Here is a 20,580-nt window from a genome sequence, read left to right as displayed (position 1 = left end):
GCCCGCAGGACTGCCGTGCGCCCCGGGTGGTGTTCCCCGGGGCGCACGGCCTTTCTTTCTTAGTTCCAGCCGGCCTTCTCGCCGTGCTCTAGAAGGTCAGCTTCCAGCTGTTGATGTAGCCGGTGTCCGCGCTGTAGACGTCCTGCACCTTCAGCTGCCAGGTGCCGTTGACCGTCGCCTCGCCGGAGGAACTGCTGCTCTTCAGGCGATACGTCGAGCCGTCCGGGGCGACGAGGTCGATGACCAGGTCACCGCGGTAGGTGTGGACGATGTTGACGTACACGGACAGGTCGCTGGGGGCGCTGCCGGTGAGACCGCTGACGGCGATGGGCGAGTAGACGGCGGTGCCGGCGTCGGGAATCGACACGTCGGTGGTCGACTCGAAGGCCGTACCGGTGTCGCCACCGTCGTCCCCGCCGTCGTCACCGTCGCCGCTGGGGGTGACCTGGAGCAGCAGGTTGGGGCTGCCGGTGCCGACACCGGTGAGGGTGGAGGCGGAGGCGGCCGAGGTCAGGGCCGTGGTGACCGCCGAGGGCGAGGCGCTCGGGTTCTCGCCGAGGTAGACGGCGGCGGCGCCGGCGACGTGCGGGGACGCCATCGACGTACCGGAGTAGGTCGCGGTGGCCGTGTTGGAGCTGTTGGACGCGTTGGGCGTTGTCGGGTGAGGGTTCCGGCTCGTTGGCGGGTGCGGGTGGTGTGTGGCTGGTCGCGCAGTTCCCCGCGCCCCTGAAAAGCCGGGGCTGCGCCCCGTGCTTTCAGCCCCGCCGGCCGTTGCCTTCCAGGCGGGCGGTGCCGTGGTCTATCAGGCCCGCAGGGGCCTGATCTTTAAGGGGCGCGGGGAACTGCGCGACCAGCCCCCACCGGGCCGCACCGTGACGCGTACGCCGAGCCCAGTACACCCGGATACTCCCGCCGGCAGACGCCCCACCCGCCCCCGCCCGGCACGGTGGCCGTATGAAGACAAGCCGCCCCGTACGCCGGGCCCTCCTCGTCGTCCATGTCGCCGCCTCCGCCTGCTGGCTCGGGCTCACGCTCGGACTGCTGGCGCTCGGGGCCACCGCGGCCGGCACCGGATCCGCGGTGACGGTGGAGGCGTCCGTCCGGGCCATGAAGCTGTTCGCGGACTGGCTCCTGATCCCGGTCGGTGTCCTCACCTTCGCCAGCGGTCTGGCACTGTCGCTGGGCACCCCCTGGGGGCTGGCCAGGCACCGCTGGGTCTACACGAAGTTCTGGCTCACCCTGGCCACGCTCACCGCCACGGTCCTCGCCCTGCGCCCCGGCGTGAACGAGGCGGTCACCGCCGTCGCCGCGGGCGGCCCGCTGCCCGACGCGGGGGATGTCCTCTTCGGCCCGGTCGTCTCACTGTCCGCGTACGTCTTCATGACGGTGATCTCGGTACTGAAGCCCTGGGGGCTTACCCGGCGCGGTCGCAGGCTGCGCGCGGCCGCCGACCGGCGCGGGAGGTCCGGTGCGGGGCGCGTGCCCCGGGCCGCCGGAGGTCCGGGCGGTCCCGGGGGTCCTGGCGGTCCGCCCGTCACACCCTCGCGCCCCGCGGACTACTCTGGAGGGTCGATCGTCCCCGTGGCAGGAGAGTAATGGCCGTCAACCTGGTCAATGTCGAGAACGTCAGCAAGGTGTACGGCACCCGCGCCCTGCTCGACGGGGTCTCGCTCGGCGTCTCCGAAGGGGACCGGATCGGCGTCGTGGGGCGGAACGGGGACGGCAAGACGACCCTGATCCGGATGCTCGCCAAGCTGGAGGAGGCCGACACCGGCCGGGTCACCCACTCCGGCGGCCTGCACGCCGGCGTGCTCACCCAGCACGACTCCCTCGACCCCGCCGCCACCGTCCGGCACGAGGTCATCCGGGACATGGCGGACCACGAGTGGGCCGGAAACGCCAAGATCCGGGACGTACTCACCGGGCTGTTCGGCGGGCTCGACCTGCCCGGCTTCCCGCAGGGCCTCGACACCGTCATCGGCCCCCTCTCCGGCGGTGAGCGACGGCGCATCGCGCTCGCCAAGCTGCTCATCGAGGAGCAGGACCTGATCGTCCTCGACGAGCCCACCAACCACCTGGACGTGGAAGGCATCTCCTGGCTCGCCAACCATCTGCGCGAGCGCCGGTCCGCGCTCGTCTGCGTCACCCACGACCGGTGGTTCCTGGACCAGGTGTGCACCCGCATGTGGGACGTGCAGAAGGGCTCGGTCTTCGAGTACGAGGGCGGGTACTCCGATTATGTGTTCGCCCGCGCCGAGCGGGAGCGGATCGCCGCCACCGAGGAGACCAAGCGGCAGAACCTCGTCCGCAAGGAGCTGGCGTGGCTGCGGCGCGGCGCCCCGGCCCGTACGTCGAAGCCCCGGTTCCGGGTCGAGGCGGCCAACGAGCTGATCGCGGACGTACCGCCGCCGCGTGACACGAGCGAGCTGATGAAGTTCGCGTCGTCCCGGCTCGGCAAGACCGTGTTCGACCTGGAGAACGTCACCGTGCAGGCCGGTCCGAAGGTGCTGCTGAAGCATCTGACCTGGCAGCTCGGCCCGGGTGACCGTATCGGCCTCGTGGGCGTCAACGGCGCCGGCAAGACCTCCCTGCTGCGGGCCATGGCGGACGCCGCGCGCAGCGAGGGCGAGAAGCAGCCGGCCGCCGGGCGGATCACCACCGGCAAGACGGTCAAGCTCGCCTATCTCTCCCAGGAGGTCGCCGAGCTGGACCCGAACCTGCGGGTCCTCCAGGCCGTGCAGCAGATCCGCGACCGCGTCGACCTCGGCAAGGGGCGCGAGATGACGGCCGGGCAGCTCTGCGAGACCTTCGGGTTCAACAAGGAGAAGCAGTGGACGCCGGTCGGCGACCTCAGCGGTGGTGAGCGGCGGCGGCTCCAGCTGCTGCGGCTGCTGATGGACGAACCCAACGTCCTCTTCCTCGACGAGCCCACGAACGACCTCGACATCGAGACCCTCACGCAGCTGGAGGACCTCCTCGACGGATGGCCCGGCTCGATGATCGTGATCTCCCACGACCGGTTCTTCGTCGAGCGCACGACCGACCGGGTGTTCGCGCTGCTCGGCGACGCGGCGCTGCGGATGCTGCCGCGGGGGATCGACGAGTACATCGAGCGGCGGCACGCGATGGAGGAGGCCGCCGCCGCGGCCTCGCCCGTCGCGGTGAAGGCCGCCTCGGAGAAGGCGGAGAAGGCCGTCTCCGCGGCGGACTCGCGGGCCGCGAAGAAGGAACTGCAGAAGATCGAGCGGCAGTTGGACAAGGTCTCCGAGAAGGAGGCGAAGTTGCATGCGCGGATCGCCGAGAACGCGACGGACTTCTCGAAGGTGGGGGAGCTGGACGCGGAGTTGAGGGCGTTGGCCGGGGAGAAGGAAGAGCTGGAGATGCGGTGGCTTGAACTGGCCGAGGACGCGTGAGCGCTCCGCTGGGGGCGGGGGAGCGCCGTCAGGGCTGATGTTCGATGCCGGGTGCGGGTTTGGCTGTGGTTGCTCGCGCAGCTCCCCGCGCCCCTTCAGGGCGCGGTCCTCGCCGGCGCATACAGGTCCCCTCGCCCTCAAATGACGTATCGCGCACGGCGCGCGCGTCTCGTGAAGGGGGCGTGAAGGAGCGTAACGGGGGCATCACGGGCCGGTTCTCCCTTGGGAACAGGGGAGCGACCGGCCCCGTGCGTGAGAGCGTCGCAGTGATAGAAAGAGCCGTCTGAGAAGAGTCTTAAACAGTCTGAGAAGCGACACCACGCGTGATCACGGGTGGCTCGAAAGCAGCGAACAGGGGGAGAGCGCTGATGGTTCAGCCACCCGATCAGCCGTCGCAGGGCGGCTACGGAGTTCCGCGGAACCCACCACCGCCGTCGCAACCGCAACAACCGCAACCGCCCCAACAGCCGTACGGCTACCCGCAGACGCCCCCGCCGCAGGGCCCGCCCGTGCCGGGTCCCGGCTACGGCTATCCCCAGCAGCCGCAGCCGCCCGCGCAGCCGGGTCCGTACACCCAGTCCGGCCCGTACGCCCAGCCGCAGCAGCCCGGTCCGTACGCGCAGCCCGGCCCGTACAACCCGGCGTCGGGGGCCGGTTACGGCTATCCGCAGTCGCAGTACCCGGGCGCGCCCACCCCGCCGCCGGTCGGCGGTGGCACCGGTGGTTCCAAGAGCCCCTTCAAGGGCAAGCCCGCGATGGTCGTCGGCGCCGCCGTGGCCGCGCTGCTCGTGCTGGGCGGCGCGGTGTTCGCGGTGACGAGCCTCGGCGGTGACGACGAGAAGAAGCCGGTCGCCAAGGAGAGCGCGAGCCCCACCGAGGACGGCAAGCCCTCGCCCTCGCCCACCGAGCCCGTCAACCAGGGCGACGGCAGCGGCGACGGCGGCGAGGACCTCGACGTCTCCGACCTCAACGCGGACCGCAAGGCCGGCGAGGCGAAGGTGCTCTGGTACAAGAGCGCCCCCGACGCCCCCGGTTCCGGCGCGAGCGCCCCCGGTCTGTGGGTCACCGACAAGGTCGCGGTGAAGGCGGCGTACAAGCAGCTCTTCGCGTACGACGTCGGTGACGGGAACCCCGCCTGGGACCCGATCGAGTTCGACGGGAAGATCTGCGCGGTCACCCCGAAGGCGACCTCCGCCGACCGGATCGTGGTCTCGTACCAGAGCGGCTCCGGCAGCAACGCCGAGTGCGACCAGCTCCAGCAGATCGACCTGAACACCGGTGCCAAGGGCTGGTCGGCGGAGCTGGAGAAGGGCGACCTGTTCGACAGCGCCATCAGCGTCGGGCTGTCCGTCACCGGTGACACGCTCATGGTGGGCCGCTCGCAGTCCGGGACGGCGTACGACATCGACAGCGGCAAGAAGCTGTTCGACAAGAAGAACTACGGCCAGTCCTGCTACCCGGCCGGGTTCGCGGGCGGCACCCGGCTGATCTCCGTCTCCTCCTGCGCGGTGACCACCGACAAGGAGCACGACGAGGTCCAGGAGCTGGATCCGAGGACCGGCAAGGCCAAGTGGACGCGGAAGATCCCCAAGGGCTGGAAGGTCGAACACGCCTACTCGGTGGACCCGGTCGTCCTCTACCTCACCAACGAGGAAGAGAACACCTGGAACATCTCCACCCTGAAGGCCGACGGCTCGACCCGCTCACAGGTCGAGTCCGACGACTCGTTCGCGCCCGAGTGCGACGGCGGGATCCTCACCCGTGACATGCAGGGCTGCACGGGCCTCGCGGCCGACGCGAACACCCTCTATCTGCCGACCGAGGAGAAGGACGGCACGAACGAGATCGTCGCGCTGAACCTCTCCACCGGTAAGGAGAAGTGGCGCGTCAAGTCGCCTTCCGCCGACGCGCAGTTCTCCCCGGTCAAGGTCGAGGGGGCGAAGCTCCTCGCGTATGTGGAGTCCGCGCACGACGCGGGCGGCCAGGTGGTGTCGATCCCGACCACCGGCGACAGCCACAAGGCGACCAAGCTCATCCAGATGCCGGCGAGCGCCGCGGAGATCGAGAGCTCCTTCTACTCGAAGGCCATCGACTACGTGGGCGGGCGCTTCTACATCTCCACCACTCTGCTGAACGGTGTCGACGACGCGAAGGAGAAGTTGATGCTGGCCTACGGCAAGTGACACGCGCGACCCGCACGATCGGCGGCGCGTCCGGCACGATCGGCGCGTCCGGCACGGGCGGCGCTTCCGGTGCGACCGGCGCGGGTCGCGGACGGGTTTCGTCCGAGCCCCTCGCCACGGACCACGGACGGGCTTGGAAGGAGCCCCTCGCCACGGACCACGGACCGGCGGCCCGGGGACCGGTTGCCCGGCCGGAGTCCTCGCCGCGGGACGCGGGCGCGGACACCGGCCTCACGAGGCCACCGTCGCCGTCCCGGTCCCGGTCCCCGTCACCGCCACCGTCGCCGCGCATGCCACGGCCACCGCGCATGCCACCGCCGCCGCCCGGCCCCGCCGTGACCCGGTCGACATCCCCAACCGTCCCTCACCCGTCCTCCGAGATCCACTTCGAGGTATCCACACCATGACGCAGCCGCCGCCCCCGCCGAACCAGCCGCCGGGCCCGCCCCCGAACCAGCCGCCCGCCCAGCCGCCGGCGCAGCCCCCGGCCCAGGGCCAGCCCCCGCAGGACGCCCCGCCGCAGGGCGGCTTCGGCGCGCCCACACCCCCGCCGTCCGGCGGGTTCGGCGCCCCGACGCCCCCGCCGCAGGGCCCGCCCGCCCCGGGCCCGGGCTACGGCTACCCGCAGGCACCCCCGGCCCAGCAGACCCCGCCGCCGGCCCAGCCCCCGCAGGGCCCCCCGCCCGCGCAGGGCCCCGGCTACGGCTACCCGCAGCAGACGCCCCCGCCGCAGCCCGGCTACGGCTACCCGGGCCAGCCCGGTCAGCCGGGTCCGTACGGCCAGCCGCAGCCGGGCCCGTACGGTCAGCAGCCGCAGCCCGGCCCGTACGGGCAGCAGCCGTACGGCTACCAGCCGCAGACCATGCCGATGCAGCCGCAGGTCGGGCAGGTCCCGGCGGGCAAGAAGAAGCTGAACTCCACGGCGATCATCATCACGGCGGCGGTCGCGGCCATCGCGCTCATCGTCGGCGGCGGCGTCTATGTCGCCACCGCCGGCGGGGACGACGACAACGGCAAGAAGGACACCGCCAGTTCGGAGGGCACGACCGGCGGCAAGGACGACACCAAGGCGGACGACGACGGCTCGTCGTCGTCCGGCGGTTCGTCGTCCGGCGGTGTGGAGATCCCGACCCAGGCGCAGGAGAAGGCCCCCTCCAGCGCCAGTGCGAAGCTCCTCTTCCAGGTGCCCGCGCACGAGGTCAAGGAAAAGCTCCAGATCGACAGCGTCAAGGGCTCCTGGCTGACGAAGACCACGTACGCCAAGTCGGCCCTGAACAAGATCATCGGCTATGACCCGGACAGCGGGAAGTCGAAGTGGACGCTGGACCTGGCCGGTCAGACCTGCGCGGGCTCCCGTGAGATCACCACCGAGGGCATCGCCGTCGTGGTGACCGAGGCGGCCAAGCGCAAGAACAACGACGACCGCCAGCCCTGCACCGAGGTCACCGCGTTCAACGTCGAGACCGGCAAGCACGTGTGGACCAAGAACGCCGACCTCAGCGGCAGCAAGGTGCCGTTCGGCGAGGTCACCATCTCCGGTACGACGGTCGCCGCGGCCGGCGGCTACTCCGGCGGCGCCGCGTTCGACGTCAACTCCGGCAAGGTGCTGTGGTCGCCGAAGGCCGGCGAGTGCACGGACGAGGGCTACGCGGGCGGCGCCCAGCTGATCGCGGTCCGCAAGTGCGGCGACTACGGCAGCGAGACCTTCGAGATCCAGCTGCTCGACCCGAAGTCGGGCAGCGTCAAGTGGACGTACAAGGTGCCCTCCGGCATCCAGCGCGCCAAGATCATCTCCACCAACCCGGTGGTCTTCGGTGTGGTGACGGGCAGCGACGTCCCGCTGACCGGCACGACCGACATCTTCTCGCTCGACGACAGCGGCAAGCTGCGCGCCAAGATCTCCATCCCGGACGACAAGTACGACTACGAGTGCCCCGTCCGCGGGGTCTGGGCCTGCAAGGGCATCTACGTCGGCAACGACAAGGTGTACATGCCGACCAAGAACCACGACGGCACCGGCTCCTACAGCTCCACCAACGAGATCGTCTCCTTCTCGCTCGCCACCGGGAAGTCCACCGGCGACCGGGTCGACGCGGGCGACGACTACGAGCTGTTCCCGATCCGGATGGACGGGCCGAACATCATCGCCTTCAAGGACGGCCCGTACGACAAGGGCGCCCAGGTCGTCTCCATCGACGGCAAGACGCTGAAGCAGACCAAGCTCCTGGAGACCCCGTCCTCCGAGTCGGTGCTCCGCGCGATCAGCGCCATGACCCCGACGATGAGCGAGATGCTCTACACCGACGGACGCTGGTTCATCGGCTCGGAACTCGTCAGCAAGCCCTACTCGAAGGACGAGAAGGAGTACACGGCGCTCGGCTTCGGGGCGAAGTAACCCCACGCGCCCCCTCGGCCTCGATCCACGGCCCCGCCCCAGCTCAGGGGCGGGGCCGTGCACGTATCCCTCATCCCGCTCGAATCGGAGGGAATTTCGGTAATCCGGGGCACTTCTCTCCCATAGGGGGAGCGCAACGTCGAACAAGCGTGTAGCTTCCGGGGGCATGAAGAGCGGGCGTCGACGGGCGAGTCGGCGGGAAGTCGGGGGGCTTCTGTCCGCGAGGTCCGGTGGGCGGCCATAGTGGGCAACCATCTGGGGGACTGGGGGGTGGGGTGGCTCGATGGGAGTGCGGCTCATGGTGGTCGACGACCACCGACTGCTGGCCGAGGCGCTGGCCTCGGCGTTGAAGCTGCGGGGGCACCGGGTGCTCGCGGCGGCGGCGCCCGCCGCGGGCGCGGCGGAACTGGTGATCACAAGGGCACCCGAGGTGTGCCTGCTCGGCACGGCGACACCGGCCGAACCGGGGATCTTCGACCCGGTGGTCAGAATCAAGCGTGAACGCCCGCAGGTGGCGGTCCTGGTCCTCGGCCCGGTCCCCAACCCGCGCGGCATCGCGGCGGCCTTCGCCGCCGGCGCGTCCGGCTACGTCCGGCACGACGAACGCATCGAGGGCGTCGAACGCGCCATCATGAAGGCCCGCGCGGGCGAGGCGGCGGTGGCGCCCCAACTCCTGCAGAGCGCCTTCGCCGAACTCCTCAACCCCGCCGCCCAGCCGGACGACGAGGGCCAACGCCTTTTGCAGATGCTGACCCCGCGAGAGGTCGAGGTCCTCGTCCGCGTCGCCGACGGCGAGGACACCCGCCTGATCGCCGCGGGCATGGGCATCGCCCCGTCGACGGCCCGCACACACGTCCAGCGGGTGTTGATGAAGCTGGGAGTGGGTTCGAGGCTGGAGGCGGCGGCACTGGCGGCCCGCACGGGGTTGCTGGACCGGGCGGGGCCGGTGCCGCACGGTCTTCCGGGGGCGGAGACGTAGGGACCGGCCCGCATGACCGGCTCGCGGCTGCCCTGCGGTTGGCGGCCTGGTCCATCTGACTCAAGTCCACCTGACCGGTCGAGTGGGAGACTCGGCCGGGGTGCTACGACCAGGGAGATCGAACCATGGCAACAGATGCCCCCGACGCGGCAGTTCCGGCAGAGGAGGGAGGCGGGCAGCGAGCCCTCGACCTCCTGGACAAGGCCATCAACCTGCAGAGCCCCCTGGTGCGCAGGAACATCGCCCGGGCGCGCCGGCGGAACCCCGAGGCGACACCCGCACAGGTGATCCGCAGTCTGGAGCGGATGTACGTCGGCGCCTTGACCGGGACCGGTGCCGCAGTGGGAGGCACTGCGGCAGCGCCCGGCGTCGGCACGGGACTCGCCCTGGCGCTGACGGCAGGCGAGACTCTCTCGTCTCTTGAGCTGAGCGCCCTCTTCGCCCTTTCGATCGCCGAAGTGCACGGAGTCCCCATCGACGAGGTCGAGCGCCGCCGGACGATCGTGATGGGAATCCTGCTCGGCGGGGCCGGCTCCGAGACCATTGCCAAGGTCGCCGGGCGCACGGGGCAACACTGGGGGCGTCAGGTTGTCGCCAAGGTGCCTGTCGAGACGTTGCGTCAGATCAACAAGATCCTGGGGAAGAACTTCGTCACGAAGTACGGGACCAAGCAGGGCATCATCGTTCTCGGTCGAGTGGCACCGTTCGGTATCGGCGCCGTGATCGGTGGCGGCGCCAACGCCGCCCTCGCCGCCCTGGCGGTGAGGGCCGGTCGTCGCGCCTTTGGCCCGCCTCCGGCGTCATGGGACGGCTGACGCGTCATCTTGTCGTACGCCCCCCGGTCTTTATGTGGTGGAGGAGACCGGCGAGGGGGGTGGGGGTGGTGCGGAGGTGGGTGGCGGGGGTGTCGGATTCGCGGAGGCGTATGTCGTGGGGTGCTGCGGCGAGTTCGACGCACGCGTTGCCCTCGGCGCCACCGGAGAAAGTGGACTTCTGCCAGTTCGGGGCCTGAGCCATGAGGCGCCTCACAGTTCCTTCGACAAGCGGTGGATGAAGTCCCGGGACGCGGTGGGGGCCAGCGTCGCCTCCTCCACTTTACGGAAGAGCGTTCGAAGCGTTCTCAGTTGAGGCTCCGCATCGATGAACGCGGTGCCCGTGGCGGCTTCCCGGAGCCCGGTGTCGAGTCGGGGAACCGAACCTCCTATGTACATCATCGAGGCGCCGGCGCCGCCGAAACCGTCCTGGTCGATGGGGATGACCCGTACGGAGACATGCCCCTGGTCGGTCTGGTCGAGGATCTGCCGAAGCTGAGCGCGGGAGACGTGGCGATCGGCCACGCGGATCCGTAGGGCGAATTCGTGGACGATCGCCTCGTACGGGGTGGGGGTGTCCCCCTCGATGACGGCGCGTCGCCGCATGCGGTGTTCCACTCGGGGCGTCAGCTCGCTGTCGGGCAATTCCGGGCGCATGTACCCGAAGACTGCTCGGGCGTAGTCCGGCGTCTGGAAGAGGCCCGGCACGTAGGTGATGACGATCTCGCGCAGGAATGCCGCGTGGTGCTCCGCCTCGGCCAGGTCCAGGTTCACCGGGGGCAGTACTCCCCGGTACTCCTCCCACCAGCCCCGGGTGCGATCGGTCGCCATCGCCGCCAGGGCCTCGATCAACCCCTCGTCCGTACAGGTGTAGTGGGCGGCGAGGCGACGTACGCGAGCGGCGCTCACGCCCGCGACCCCGGACTCGATCTGGCTCATCTGGACCGAGTCGGCTCCTAGGAGAGCGGCGGCCTCCCGCGCCTTCATGCCCGTCGCCTCGCGCAGTCTGCGCAGCTCGGAGCCCAGCCGCACTCTGCGGGCCGTGAGATGCCTCTTCGGCGGCACCGGTGCCTCCTCGTCCCAACTGCCCTGTGCGCGTCGCTCTTTCGGGGGTCAGAATACGGCAGCCGGTTGCGGAATCCTAAAGTTAGGAAATGCCGTCAGTGACGCACCGAGCACGCTGCGGTATCACCGGGATCCCGGAAGCGCACCACTCCGTCCTGCCAGCGACGGCTGAGGCAATGCCACCGCCCGCCCCTTTCAACTCCCCGCCCCCACACCCCCGGAGCTGCCCCATGCCCCAAAGCACCCCCGAACCCTGGGAGTACGTCCTCCACATCCCCACGACCCCCGCGCCGTCACCGTCTCCCGCCGCACCCTCCGCCTGATCCTCACCATGCACGGCCTGACCACCCTCCTGGACCCGGCCGAACTCCTCGCCACGGAGCTGATCGCCAACGCCGTACTCCACACCAAGGGCCCCGCCGCCCTCCGCGTCCGCTGGTCGAACGGCACGCTCTGGATCGGCGCTTGGGACGCCGACCCCGAACCCCCGGAACCCCCATGCCACTTGGCGAAGCCCGACACGGAGACCGGCCGGGGCCTCGCCCTCGTCCGCGCCTGCACGGACGTGTGGGGCTGGCAGCCGTCCTCCCGGTTCGGGCACCGGGGCAAATACGTGTGGTGCGAACTGATGGCCGCCTAGCTCGTTGGTCACGCCGACAGAAAGGAGATCCGATGGTCAGCTCGCCACACGAGGCGCTGCATCAGATCTGCCAGAAGGACACCGAGGGGATGATCCGCAGCTTCCGGCGGCTGTTCCACGTGCCGTTCCCGGAGCCTCGCGGGATCTCGGTGGTCAACACCGACCTGACCGAGATCGCTCCGGTCGAGCGCCGCGTGGACAGTCTGGTGCGCGTGGACACCGACGAGGGTGACTTCCTGCTGGTCCTTGAATCCCAAGGGAGGAAGGACGAGCGGAAGCGGGGAAGTTGGCCGTACTACCTCTCGTACCTCTACGAGAAGTACCGCTGTGAGCCCGTCCTCATCGTCATGACCCAGAACCGCTCCACCGCGCGCTGGGCCGCCCAGCCCATCCGTTTCGGTCTGCCGGACTGGGCCTCGCTGGTCGTACGGCCGCTCGTCCTCGGGCCGGACAACGTACCGGTGATCGCGAACGAGGCCGAGGTGGCGCGGGATGTCACCCTCGCGGTGTTTTCGGCGATCACGCATGGTAAAGGCAGGGATGCCGCTGCGATACTGGAACCACTCGCAGCCGTTCTGAACACCGTGAACCCTGACACCGCGTCGGTGTTCGCGGAGCTGGTCGAATCGGGCTTGGTGGACGCCCAGGCGAAGAAGGTGTGGAGGGAGCTGATGATGCCGGTGAACTACTTCTTCAAGAACCCGGTCGCGGTGAAGCTGCGAGAGGAGGGGCGGGTGGAGGAGCGAATCGCGGGCATCCTGCGCACCCTCGACCGGCGCCACATCGACGTACCCGACCCCGTCCGGCAGCGGGTGCGCAACTGCACCGACCCCGACCTGCTGCAGATCTGGGTGGACCGTGCCTACGACGTCACCGACGCGGCCGACCTGTTCGACGAGGACTGACAGGTCGGCTTGCGTGGATCTGCGGCCACCGTAGGCGCGTCAGACCCGCTCGAGAGGGCGGTGCGGCCCGCTGGGAAGCTCCACTTTGATGCCGTCGCCCGGGCGGACCGTACCGCCCTCCCTCACGATGCTCATGATCCCGGCCTTGAGCACGAGGTTCCCGGTCTCGTCGCGGCCGACGACCCGCTTCAGCAGCCCGTCCTGGAAGTTGTCGATCTGCAGGCAGGGATTGCGCAGGCCGGTCACCTCCAGTACCGCGTCGTCCCCGATGCGCAGCAACGTGCCGACCGGCAGCCCGAGCAGATCGATGCCGCGGGTGGTGATGTTCTCGCCGAGGTCACCGGGCATCACCTTGAATCCCTCCGCACTGACCTCGGCGAAGAGCTCTTCATGCATCAGGTGGACCTGGCGCAGGTTCGGCTTGGTGGGATCCTGCGCGACCCGCGAGCGGTGCTTGACCGTCACCCCGGCGTGTACGTCACCCTCCACACCGAGCCCGGCGAGCAGCCTGACGCTGTCCCGGTTCGGCTTGGTGAACGAATACACGCCGTTGCTGCTGACCGCCGTGACCATCCCGACCGTCCCGCTCATTCTCGGATCCCCCTCCGTTGCGACGATGGTTCGGCCTCGACCCTAGCCTCGGGTCTGTGGTGCGCACGGGCCGGAGCGAACCCCGGCCCCACGTCCGGCGTTACTCGGCGTCCCCCTCCCCCTCCCCCAACCCCTCCCCACCCACCGCCGGAACCACCGGCCGCAGCCACAGCCACCCCAGGAAGAACACCCCCAGCCCCAGCATCCCCAACCCCGTCCACAGGTTGATGTTGATGCCCTCGGACTTGTCGATCTCCGCGTCGGACGCCGTGATCCCCGCCAGCGTGACGATGACGCCGTAGAGGACGAAGAGGCCGCCGATGATGCGGCGGATGTCGAAGAGCCGGGCGGCGGTCGCGGACCTGCCCTGGAGTTCGGTGACCTCGCGCTGGACGTCCCGCTCGGAGTACCCGGAAGAACCGGAGTGGTCGGACATCGTGCTCCTCGGTTTCTAGAACGAGAACGAGAACGGGATGTAGCAAGCCGCCGCCAGGACGATCGCGCTCCAGCCGAGCAGCGCCGGCCGCCGGTACCACGCGTCGTCGCCCTCCCCGGGCGGCTCCTCCATGCCGGGGGAGCGGGTGCCGTAGACCAGGCCCTGGAGGTCCTCGTCCGGCTTCGGCGCGGTGAAGAGGGAGACCGCGACCATGACCACGCCGCCCGCCACGAACCCCGCGATCGCCGAGACGAAGTTGGCGCCCTGGTCGGAGGGGATGCCGATGACGTCCTGCTTGTAGAGGACGAAGTAGTTGACCATCGCGGCCGTGGTGCCGGCCAGCAGGCCCCAGAAGCCGGACTTCATCGACGCGCGCCGCCAGAACATGCCGACGATGAAGACGACGAACATCGGCACGTTGAAGAAGGAGAACAGCGTCTGGAGGTAGCTCATGATGTTGGAGAAGGAGGAGGCGAGGAAGGCGGTCCCGATGGACGCCAGGACGCCGATCGCCGTGATCAGACGGCCGAAGCGCACGTAGTACGCGTCCTCCTCGTGCCGCTTGACGTACTTCGCCCAGATGTCGGTCGTGAACACCGTGTTGAAGGACGAGACGTTCGCCGCCATGCCCGCCATGAAGGCCGCCAGCAGACCCGTGACGGCGATCCCCAGGACGCCGTTCGGGAGCAGGTCCTCCATCAGGTACGGGATCGCGTCGTTGTACTGGAGGTCCGACTCCGGCGTACCGATCTCCGGCACCAGGACGGCCGCCACCAGGCCCGGGATCATCACCAGGAAGACGATGAAGATCTTCGGGAAGGCGGCGATCAGCGGGGTGCGCTGGGCCGCCGACAGGTTCTTCGCGCTCAGCGCACGCTGCACCTCCGCGAAGTTCGTCGTCCAGTAGCCGAAGGACAACACGAAGCCCAGTCCGAGGACGATCGTCAGCCAGTTCGCGCCCAGCGGGTTGTCGTTGCCGATACCGGTGCCGCCCCAGGCCGTCACGAAGTCCGGCCCCCGGCTCGCCGTCAGGGAGTCGGAGAGGCCGTCCCAGCCGCCCACCTTCTTCAGCCCCAGCACGGTGATCGGGATGAGCGCCGCCAGGATCACGAAGAACTGGAGCACCTCGTTGTAGATCGCCGAGGAGAGGCCGCCGAGGGTGATGTACGCCAGGACGAAGACGCCCGCGACGACGATCGACACCCACTGCGGCCAGCCGAGGAGCGCCTCGACCACGATGGCGAGGGCGTAGAGGTTCACCCCGGCGATGAGGATCGCGGCGCAGGCGAACAGGATCGCGCTGAGCAGATGCGCGCCCCGGTCGAAGCGCAGCAGCAGGAACTCGGGCACGGAGCGGACCTTGCTGCCGTAGTAGAACGGCATCATCACCAGGCCGAGGAAGACCATGGCCGGGATGGCGCCGATCCAGTACCAGTGGGTGGTGTAGACGCCGTACTGCGCGCTGTTCGCGGCCATCCCGAGGATCTCGGTGGCGCCCAGGTTGGCCGCGATGAACGCGAGGCCCGTCACCCAGGCCGGCAGCGACCGCCCGGAGAGGAAGAAGTCCAGGCTGGTCCTCACCGACCGCCGGGCGGCGAAGCCGATGCCGAGGACGACGACGAAGTAGATGGCGAGGATCGTGTAGTCGAGCCAGTCGACGGGGAGCCGTAGCTCGGCGGCGAGATGGGCGAGATTCTCCATGCGCGGCTCACTTCGGTTGGCATCCTGCAGTTGGCATCTGGTGATCTTTGTTTGTTTGTGATGGTGACTGGCGTGGGAGCTTGTGCTTTGATGTGTTCGGTTCTGTTGGGTGAACCGATGGACTGATCGACTGATCGACTGATGGATTGATCGACTGATGATCAATGGACTACTGGCGTGATTGCGGTATCGGATGGGGAGTCCGGCGTGAAGAAGACCTCGACCCGGCTGGCCGACGGTCGTGAGCTGATCTACTACGACCTGCGCGACGACACCGTGCGCGACGCGGTGGACAAGCGGCCCCTGGAGCGCACCGTCACCACTTCGGAGGTACGCCGGGACCCGCTGCTCGGTGACTCGGTCGCGATCGCCTCGCATCGGCAGGGCCGCACCTACCACCCCCCGGCGAACGAATGTCCGCTCTGCCCCTCCGAGGGCGACCGGCTCAGCGAGATCCCGGACTCCTCGTACGACGCCGTGGTCTTCGAGAACCGCTTCCCCTCCCTCGCCGGCGACTCCGGCCGCTGCGAGGTCGTCTGCTTCACCTCGGACCACAACGCGGCCTTCGCCGACCTGACCGAGGAGCAGGCCCGTCTCGTCCTGGACGCCTGGACCGACCGCACGGCGGAGCTGTCGCATCTCCCCTCCGTCGAGCAGGTCTTCTGCTTCGAGAACCGCGGCGCCGAGATCGGTGTGACCCTGGGCCACCCGCACGGGCAGATCTACGCGTATCCCTTCACCACACCCCGCACCGCGCTGATGCTGCGCTCCCTCGCGGCCCACAAGGACGCCACCGGCGGCGGGAACCTCTTCGACGCCGTCCTGGAGCGGGAGCTCGCCGACGAGCGGGTGGTGCTCCAGACCGAGCACTGGGTCGCCTTCGTGCCGTACGCGGCGCACTGGCCGTACGAGGTCCATCTGTACCCGAGGCGCCGGGTGCCCGACCTGCTCGCCCTCGACGAGGACGCTCGCTCAGAATTCCCCAAGGTTTATCTGGAACTCTTGAGGCGCTTCGACCGGATCTTCGGCGAGGGTGAGCCTCCGACGCCGTACATCGCCGCCTGGCACCAGGCGCCGTTCGGCACACTGGAGGAGTTCGAGGGTGTCCAGCGCGAGGACTTCGCGCTCCACCTTGAGCTCTTCACCATCCGCCGCACCTCCGGCAAGCTGAAGTTTCTCGCGGGTTCCGAATCCGGCATGAACGTGTTCATCAACGACGTGCCGCCGGAGCGCGCGGCCGAGCGACTGCGAGAGGTAGCGAGTTCATGAGCGGTAAGTACCTGGTCACCGGTGGCGCGGGCTATGTCGGCAGCGTGGTCGCCCAGCATCTGCTGGAGGCGGGCCACGAGGTCGTCGTGCTCGACAACCTCTCGACCGGCTTCCGCGAGGGCGTGCCCGCCGGCGCGTCCTTCATCGAGGGCGACATCCGCGACGCCGCCAAGTGGCTGGACGACTCCTTCGACGCCGTACTCCACTTCGCCGCGTTCTCGCAGGTCGGCGAGTCCGTCGTGAAGCCCGAGAAGTACTGGGACAACAACGTCGGCGGCACCATGGCGCTCCTCGCCGCGATGCGCGAGGCGGGCGTCCGCAAGCTGGTCTTCTCCTCCACGGCCGCCACGTACGGCGAGCCGGAGACGACCCCGATCGTCGAGTCCGCCCCGACGAAGCCGACCAACCCCTACGGCGCCTCCAAGCTCGCCGTCGACCACATGATCACCGGTGAGGCCGCCGCCCACGGCCTGGGCGCCGTCTCGCTGCGCTACTTCAACGTGGCCGGCGCGTACGGCACCTGCGGTGAGCGCCACGACCCCGAGTCGCACCTCATCCCGCTGGTCCTCCAGGTCGCGCAGGGCGGCCGGGACGCGATCTCCGTCTTCGGCGACGACTACCCGACGCCCGACGGCACCTGCATCCGGGACTACATCCACGTCGCCGACCTCGCCGACGCCCACCTGCTGGCGCTCGACGCGGCGGTCGCGGGCGAGCACCTGATCTGCAACCTGGGCAACGGCAACGGCTTCTCGGTGCGCGAGGTCATCGAGACCGTCCGCCGGGTCACCGGCCACCCGATCCCCGAGGTCGTCGCCCCGCGCCGCGCCGGCGACCCGGCCACCCTGGTCGCCTCCGCCGCCACGGCCCGCGAACGCCTCGGCTGGAACCCGTCCCGCGCGGACCTCGCGGAGATCGTCGCGGACGCGTGGGAGTTCGCGCAGGCGCGCGCTCAGCAGTAGGGGCGCGGGCGCAGGAGTGGGGTGCGGCCGCTCGGGTTCACGCCCGTCGGCGCCCAAGTAGTGTGCTGGCTCAGCCAGTTCGTCAGGTAAGTACGGAAAGGTCAGGGTCAGGGGATGAGCGAGGCCGTAGAGGTCACTGTCGCCGAGCGGTTCGAGGAGCTGTACGGGGCGGAGCCGGAGGGGGTGTGGGCCGCGCCGGGCCGGGTGAACCTCATCGGCGAGCACACCGACTACAACGACGGCTTCGTCATGCCCTTCGCCCTCCCGCACACCACGGTCGCGGCGGTGTCCCGGCGCACGGACGGCCGGCTGCGCCTGCACTCCGACGACGTCGAGGGCGGCGTGGTCGAGCTGTCCCTCGACGGGCTGACCCCGGAGGCCGACCGCGCCTGGACGGCGTACCCGTCGGGCGTCGTCTGGGCCCTGCGCGAGGCCGGCCACACGGCGGTGACCGGCGCGGACATCCACCTCACGTCGACGGTACCGACGGGCGCGGGCCTGTCCTCCTCGGCGGCCCTCGAAGTGGTCGTGGCCCTGGCCCTCAACGACCTCTTCTCCCTCGGCCTCAAGGGCTGGCAGCTGGCCCGCCTGTGCCAGCGCGCGGAGAACGTCTACGTCGGCGCCCCGACCGGGATCATGGACCAGACGGCCTCCGCGTGCTGCGAGGCCGGCCACGCCCTGTTCCTCGACACCCGGGACCTCTCCCAGCGGCAGATCCCCTTCGACCTGGCCGCCGAGGGCATGCGGCTCCTCGTCGTCGACACCCAGGTCAAGCACTCCCACAGCGAGGGCGAGTACGGCAAGCGCCGCGCCGGCTGCGAGAAGGGCGCGGCCCTGCTCGGCGTGGACGCGCTGCGGGACATCGCGTACGACGAACTGGACGCGGCCCTCGACCGCCTCGGCGACGAGGAGGAGGTCCGCCGCCTGGTCCGCCACATCGTGACCGAGAACCACCGGGTGGAACGGGTGGTCTCCCTCCTGGAATCCGGCGAGACCCGCGCGATCGGCCCCGTCCTCGTCGAGGGCCACGCCTCCCTGCGCGACGACTTCCGCATCTCCTGCCCCGAACTGGACCTCGTCGTCGACACCGCCCTCACCGCCGGCGCCCTCGGCGCCCGCATGACCGGCGGCGGCTTCGGCGGCTCCGCGATCGTCCTCATCGACGCCACCGACACGGACACGATCACCAAGGCCATCCAGGAAGCCTTCGCGGCGGCCGGCTTCACGGCGCCCCGGGTCTTCGCGGCGGTGCCTTCGGCGGGGGCGCGGCGGGTTTCGTGACCTGAGGGTCATGACGTGAGGGTCATGACTTGAGGTGTGAGGTGGGGCGGGGCCGGAGGGCGGTCCCGCCCCACAACCATGAACACCGTCAACACCACCAACTCCCCACACTCCGGCGCCACATCTGAGTAAGAGCGCTCATGTGTTCACGGGACTCGCCCACGACACTGTCACAGCAGGTAGTTAGAGTTGTCGGTGAGGTAGCGGCTATACGGGGAGGGCAACGATGTCGAACGGCGACGGGGCGGATGGATCCTCGGATGGTTCGTGGGCGTCCGGCCTGTTCGACTCCGTATTCGACTCCGCGCGGGACGCGGCCACCGATCTGGTCACCGAGCTGTCGTCGTTCACGGCTTTCCAGAAGCGCGTCGACCAGCTGATCAGCGACCTCAAGGACTCCGACGCCGGCCCCGGCAAGGTTGGCCAGGAACAGCTCGTACGCACCCAGTTCGGCGGCGGAAACGGCGAGTGGGCGGAGGCTGCGGGCCTGTTCACCGCGTACGAGACGGTGATCACCGAACTGGAAAACCTCTCGAAGCTCCTCTCCGACTCGATGGAGGGCATGGGCATCGCCGTCCTCGCCGCCCACAAGGGCTACCAGAACATCGACCTCGACATCCGCGACCGCATGGCGGCGATCAGCGCGGAGACGACGGAGCACTACGGCGGGGCGTACGACCCGGGTCTGCCGAAGCGGGGCGACGGAGCCGGTCGTGACGAGACGTCGCCGGACCAGACCCAGGCACCGTCGGACGGCGGCGACTCGGGAGGCACGATCTGATGGCAGGCGGCACTTTCGACGGCATGAGCCACGAGCGCATGCTCCAGTGGCTCGACCAGGCCAACAGCGGCACAGTCCAGTCCGCCGCCGACCGGCTGGCGACCGTGGCCGAGGAAATCCACAAGATCGCCGACGAGCTCAAGGTCCGCCCCCAGTGGGTGGAGTGGAAGGGCGAGGGCGCCGACGCCTTCCGCGCCTGGACCGCCGACCTCGCCAACTCCACCTTGCGCTTGGGCGACTTCAGCGAAAGCTCCGCGAAGTGGCTGGCCCAGGCCTCCGACGCCATCGCCCGCGCCCAAGCCGCGATTCCGCGCACGGCGGAGGGCGCCCAGGCGAACCTCGACGCGGCGACGGTGGCGCACAACGACCCCGACGCGGGCACGGTGAGCGCCAAGTCGGCGAGCGAACTCGCGGCGTTGGCGGCCGGCAAGGAGAAGGTGCGGCAGGAAGCCGCCGCGGAGATGGTGAAGCTGGGCCAGGCCTACGAGTTCTCGGCGGTGCAGCTGAACGCGCTGGAGAGACCCAAGTTCGCGCCGCCGCCGACGGCGATCGTGCCGGACGACCCGATGCAAGTCTATGACCGGGAGCACTGACCCGATCAGGCGCTGCAGGTCAGGAAGATGTCTCGGCAGGGACCGGCTCGACTTCGGTGTCCCAAAGGGCCGGTGCGATGGGTGACCCCGATGGGTCGGAGCCCTCAACTCACGGGAGGACGTTGCCTGAGCGCTCCGCGCCGTCGGTGGACGAGCCTCCGACCCGGATGGGTATCGATTCCGTGGAGACGCTGCCGCAGGACAAGCGGACAGCGACGGGTCCGCCAAGCGGCCCGCCCGGTGCCGGACGGTTGGAGGGGCCTGGAAGTCCTCCGCACTCGAATTGGGTTCCCCCGGTGACGGGCAGACAGGGTCTGCCCGTTGGTGGCCCTCCGGCGCAGGGGCGGGCGGCGGGGACTGGACGTATGCCTCAGTTTCCTGCTGGTCAGGCCGTTCACTCTCCGAATGCCCCGCGTACGCCGGGTGGTGGTACCGGCATCGTCGGCGGTCGTCCAGTCACGCCGCCCTTGGGCGGGCAAGCGGGGACGTCTCATCGTGGAACAGTGGTGGGGGCACCACCGGGCTCGACCGGTCGCCCCCCGATGGGCCCCACCACCGGTACGGCGGCTCCCAC

The 20,580-nt window shown here is 69.7% G+C and carries 17 protein-coding genes and 3 pseudogenes; 13 read left to right on the top strand and 7 right to left on the bottom strand.

Going from position 1 to position 20,580, the window contains the following annotated elements:
• Nucleotides 1-88: 88 nt before the first annotated feature.
• Nucleotides 89-457, bottom strand: a complete 369-nt coding sequence (locus ABT147_RS17165) for a proprotein convertase P-domain-containing protein (protein ID WP_351406750.1) — start codon at nt 455-457, stop codon at nt 89-91.
• 42 nt (nt 458-499) lie between these two features.
• Nucleotides 500-634: pseudogene (locus ABT147_RS17160) on the bottom strand (S8 family serine peptidase); the annotation flags it as partial.
• A gap of 320 nt (nt 635-954) precedes the next feature.
• On the opposite strand from ABT147_RS17160, the pseudogene ABT147_RS17155 reads away from it, so the two are divergent.
• From ABT147_RS17155 to ABT147_RS17130, 6 genes and pseudogenes are all read left to right on the top strand, one after another.
• Nucleotides 955-1,473, top strand: a pseudogene (locus ABT147_RS17155) (DUF2269 family protein); the annotation flags it as partial.
• A 122-nt stretch (nt 1,474-1,595) separates the two neighbouring features.
• A complete protein-coding gene (locus ABT147_RS17150; protein ID WP_351406653.1) occupies nt 1,596-3,413 on the top strand; it encodes an ABC-F family ATP-binding cassette domain-containing protein in 1,818 nt (605 codons plus the stop codon).
• A gap of 368 nt (nt 3,414-3,781) precedes the next feature.
• Nucleotides 3,782-5,596, top strand: a complete 1,815-nt coding sequence (locus ABT147_RS17145; protein WP_351406651.1) for an outer membrane protein assembly factor BamB family protein — start codon at nt 3,782-3,784, stop codon at nt 5,594-5,596.
• A gap of 403 nt (nt 5,597-5,999) precedes the next feature.
• Nucleotides 6,000-7,991, top strand: a complete 1,992-nt coding sequence (locus ABT147_RS17140) for an outer membrane protein assembly factor BamB family protein (protein ID WP_351406649.1) — start codon at nt 6,000-6,002, stop codon at nt 7,989-7,991.
• Between the two features lie 283 nt (nt 7,992-8,274).
• Entirely contained in the window at nt 8,275-8,970 is a 696-nt protein-coding gene (locus ABT147_RS17135) for a helix-turn-helix transcriptional regulator (RefSeq protein WP_351406647.1), read from the top strand.
• Between the two features lie 125 nt (nt 8,971-9,095).
• The gene (locus ABT147_RS17130; protein WP_351406644.1) at nt 9,096-9,785 is read left to right on the top strand and encodes a hypothetical protein; all 690 of its coding nucleotides are present in this window, start codon (nt 9,096-9,098) and stop codon (nt 9,783-9,785) included.
• A gap of 4 nt (nt 9,786-9,789) precedes the next feature.
• Here ABT147_RS17130 and ABT147_RS17125 read toward each other — a convergent pair whose 3' ends face one another.
• Both ABT147_RS17125 and ABT147_RS17120 read right to left on the bottom strand, forming a co-directional pair.
• Nucleotides 9,790-9,987, bottom strand: a complete 198-nt coding sequence (locus ABT147_RS17125) for a DUF397 domain-containing protein (protein ID WP_351406642.1) — start codon at nt 9,985-9,987, stop codon at nt 9,790-9,792.
• Between the two features lie 8 nt (nt 9,988-9,995).
• Complete coding sequence (locus ABT147_RS17120) at nt 9,996-10,847, bottom strand: helix-turn-helix domain-containing protein (protein WP_351406640.1); 852 nt, start codon at nt 10,845-10,847, stop codon at nt 9,996-9,998.
• Nucleotides 10,848-11,077: 230 nt separating this feature from the next.
• On the opposite strand from ABT147_RS17120, the pseudogene ABT147_RS17115 reads away from it, so the two are divergent.
• Nucleotides 11,078-11,487, top strand: a pseudogene (locus ABT147_RS17115) (ATP-binding protein).
• 32 nt (nt 11,488-11,519) lie between these two features.
• Nucleotides 11,520-12,392, top strand: coding sequence for an RpnC/YadD family protein (locus tag ABT147_RS17110; protein ID WP_351406638.1), 873 nt, complete (start codon nt 11,520-11,522; stop codon nt 12,390-12,392).
• A 39-nt stretch (nt 12,393-12,431) separates the two neighbouring features.
• Here the strand turns inward: ABT147_RS17110 and ABT147_RS17105 are convergent, their stop codons facing one another.
• From ABT147_RS17105 to ABT147_RS17095, 3 genes are all read right to left on the bottom strand, one after another.
• A complete protein-coding gene (locus tag ABT147_RS17105; protein ID WP_351406636.1) occupies nt 12,432-12,983 on the bottom strand; it encodes an MOSC domain-containing protein in 552 nt (183 codons plus the stop codon).
• A gap of 100 nt (nt 12,984-13,083) precedes the next feature.
• A complete protein-coding gene (locus ABT147_RS17100; protein WP_351406633.1) occupies nt 13,084-13,419 on the bottom strand; it encodes a hypothetical protein in 336 nt (111 codons plus the stop codon).
• 15 nt (nt 13,420-13,434) lie between these two features.
• On the bottom strand, nt 13,435-15,120 hold the full coding sequence (locus ABT147_RS17095; protein WP_351406631.1) for a sodium:solute symporter family protein: 1,686 nt from the start codon (nt 15,118-15,120) through the stop codon (nt 13,435-13,437).
• Nucleotides 15,121-15,327: 207 nt separating this feature from the next.
• Here ABT147_RS17095 and galT point away from each other — a divergent pair, with 207 nt between their 5' ends.
• The 5 genes from galT to ABT147_RS17070 all read left to right on the top strand — a co-directional run bounded on the left by galT (nt 15,328) and on the right by ABT147_RS17070 (nt 20,006).
• Nucleotides 15,328-16,389, top strand: coding sequence for a galactose-1-phosphate uridylyltransferase (gene galT / locus ABT147_RS17090; RefSeq protein WP_351406629.1), 1,062 nt, complete (start codon nt 15,328-15,330; stop codon nt 16,387-16,389).
• Complete coding sequence (galE, locus tag ABT147_RS17085; protein WP_351406627.1) at nt 16,386-17,351, top strand: UDP-glucose 4-epimerase GalE; 966 nt, start codon at nt 16,386-16,388, stop codon at nt 17,349-17,351. Before galT ends, galE begins: the two co-directional genes overlap by 4 nt.
• 114 nt (nt 17,352-17,465) lie before the next feature.
• Nucleotides 17,466-18,632, top strand: coding sequence for a galactokinase (gene galK / locus ABT147_RS17080; protein WP_351406624.1), 1,167 nt, complete (start codon nt 17,466-17,468; stop codon nt 18,630-18,632).
• A 226-nt stretch (nt 18,633-18,858) separates the two neighbouring features.
• Entirely contained in the window at nt 18,859-19,413 is a 555-nt protein-coding gene (locus ABT147_RS17075; protein WP_351406622.1) for a DUF2563 family protein, read from the top strand.
• A complete protein-coding gene (locus ABT147_RS17070; RefSeq protein ID WP_351406620.1) occupies nt 19,413-20,006 on the top strand; it encodes a hypothetical protein in 594 nt (197 codons plus the stop codon). The genes ABT147_RS17075 and ABT147_RS17070 overlap by 1 nt, the downstream gene beginning before the upstream one ends.
• The last annotated feature ends 574 nt before the right edge of the window (nt 20,007-20,580 follow it).

This window comes from Streptomyces sp. NPDC001868 (assembly GCF_040297125.1).
Classification (GTDB): Bacteria; Actinomycetota; Actinomycetes; order Streptomycetales; family Streptomycetaceae; genus Streptomyces.
The sequence above is the reverse complement of the archived record's forward strand: the minus strand, read 5'-3'. Positions and strand labels throughout refer to the sequence as shown.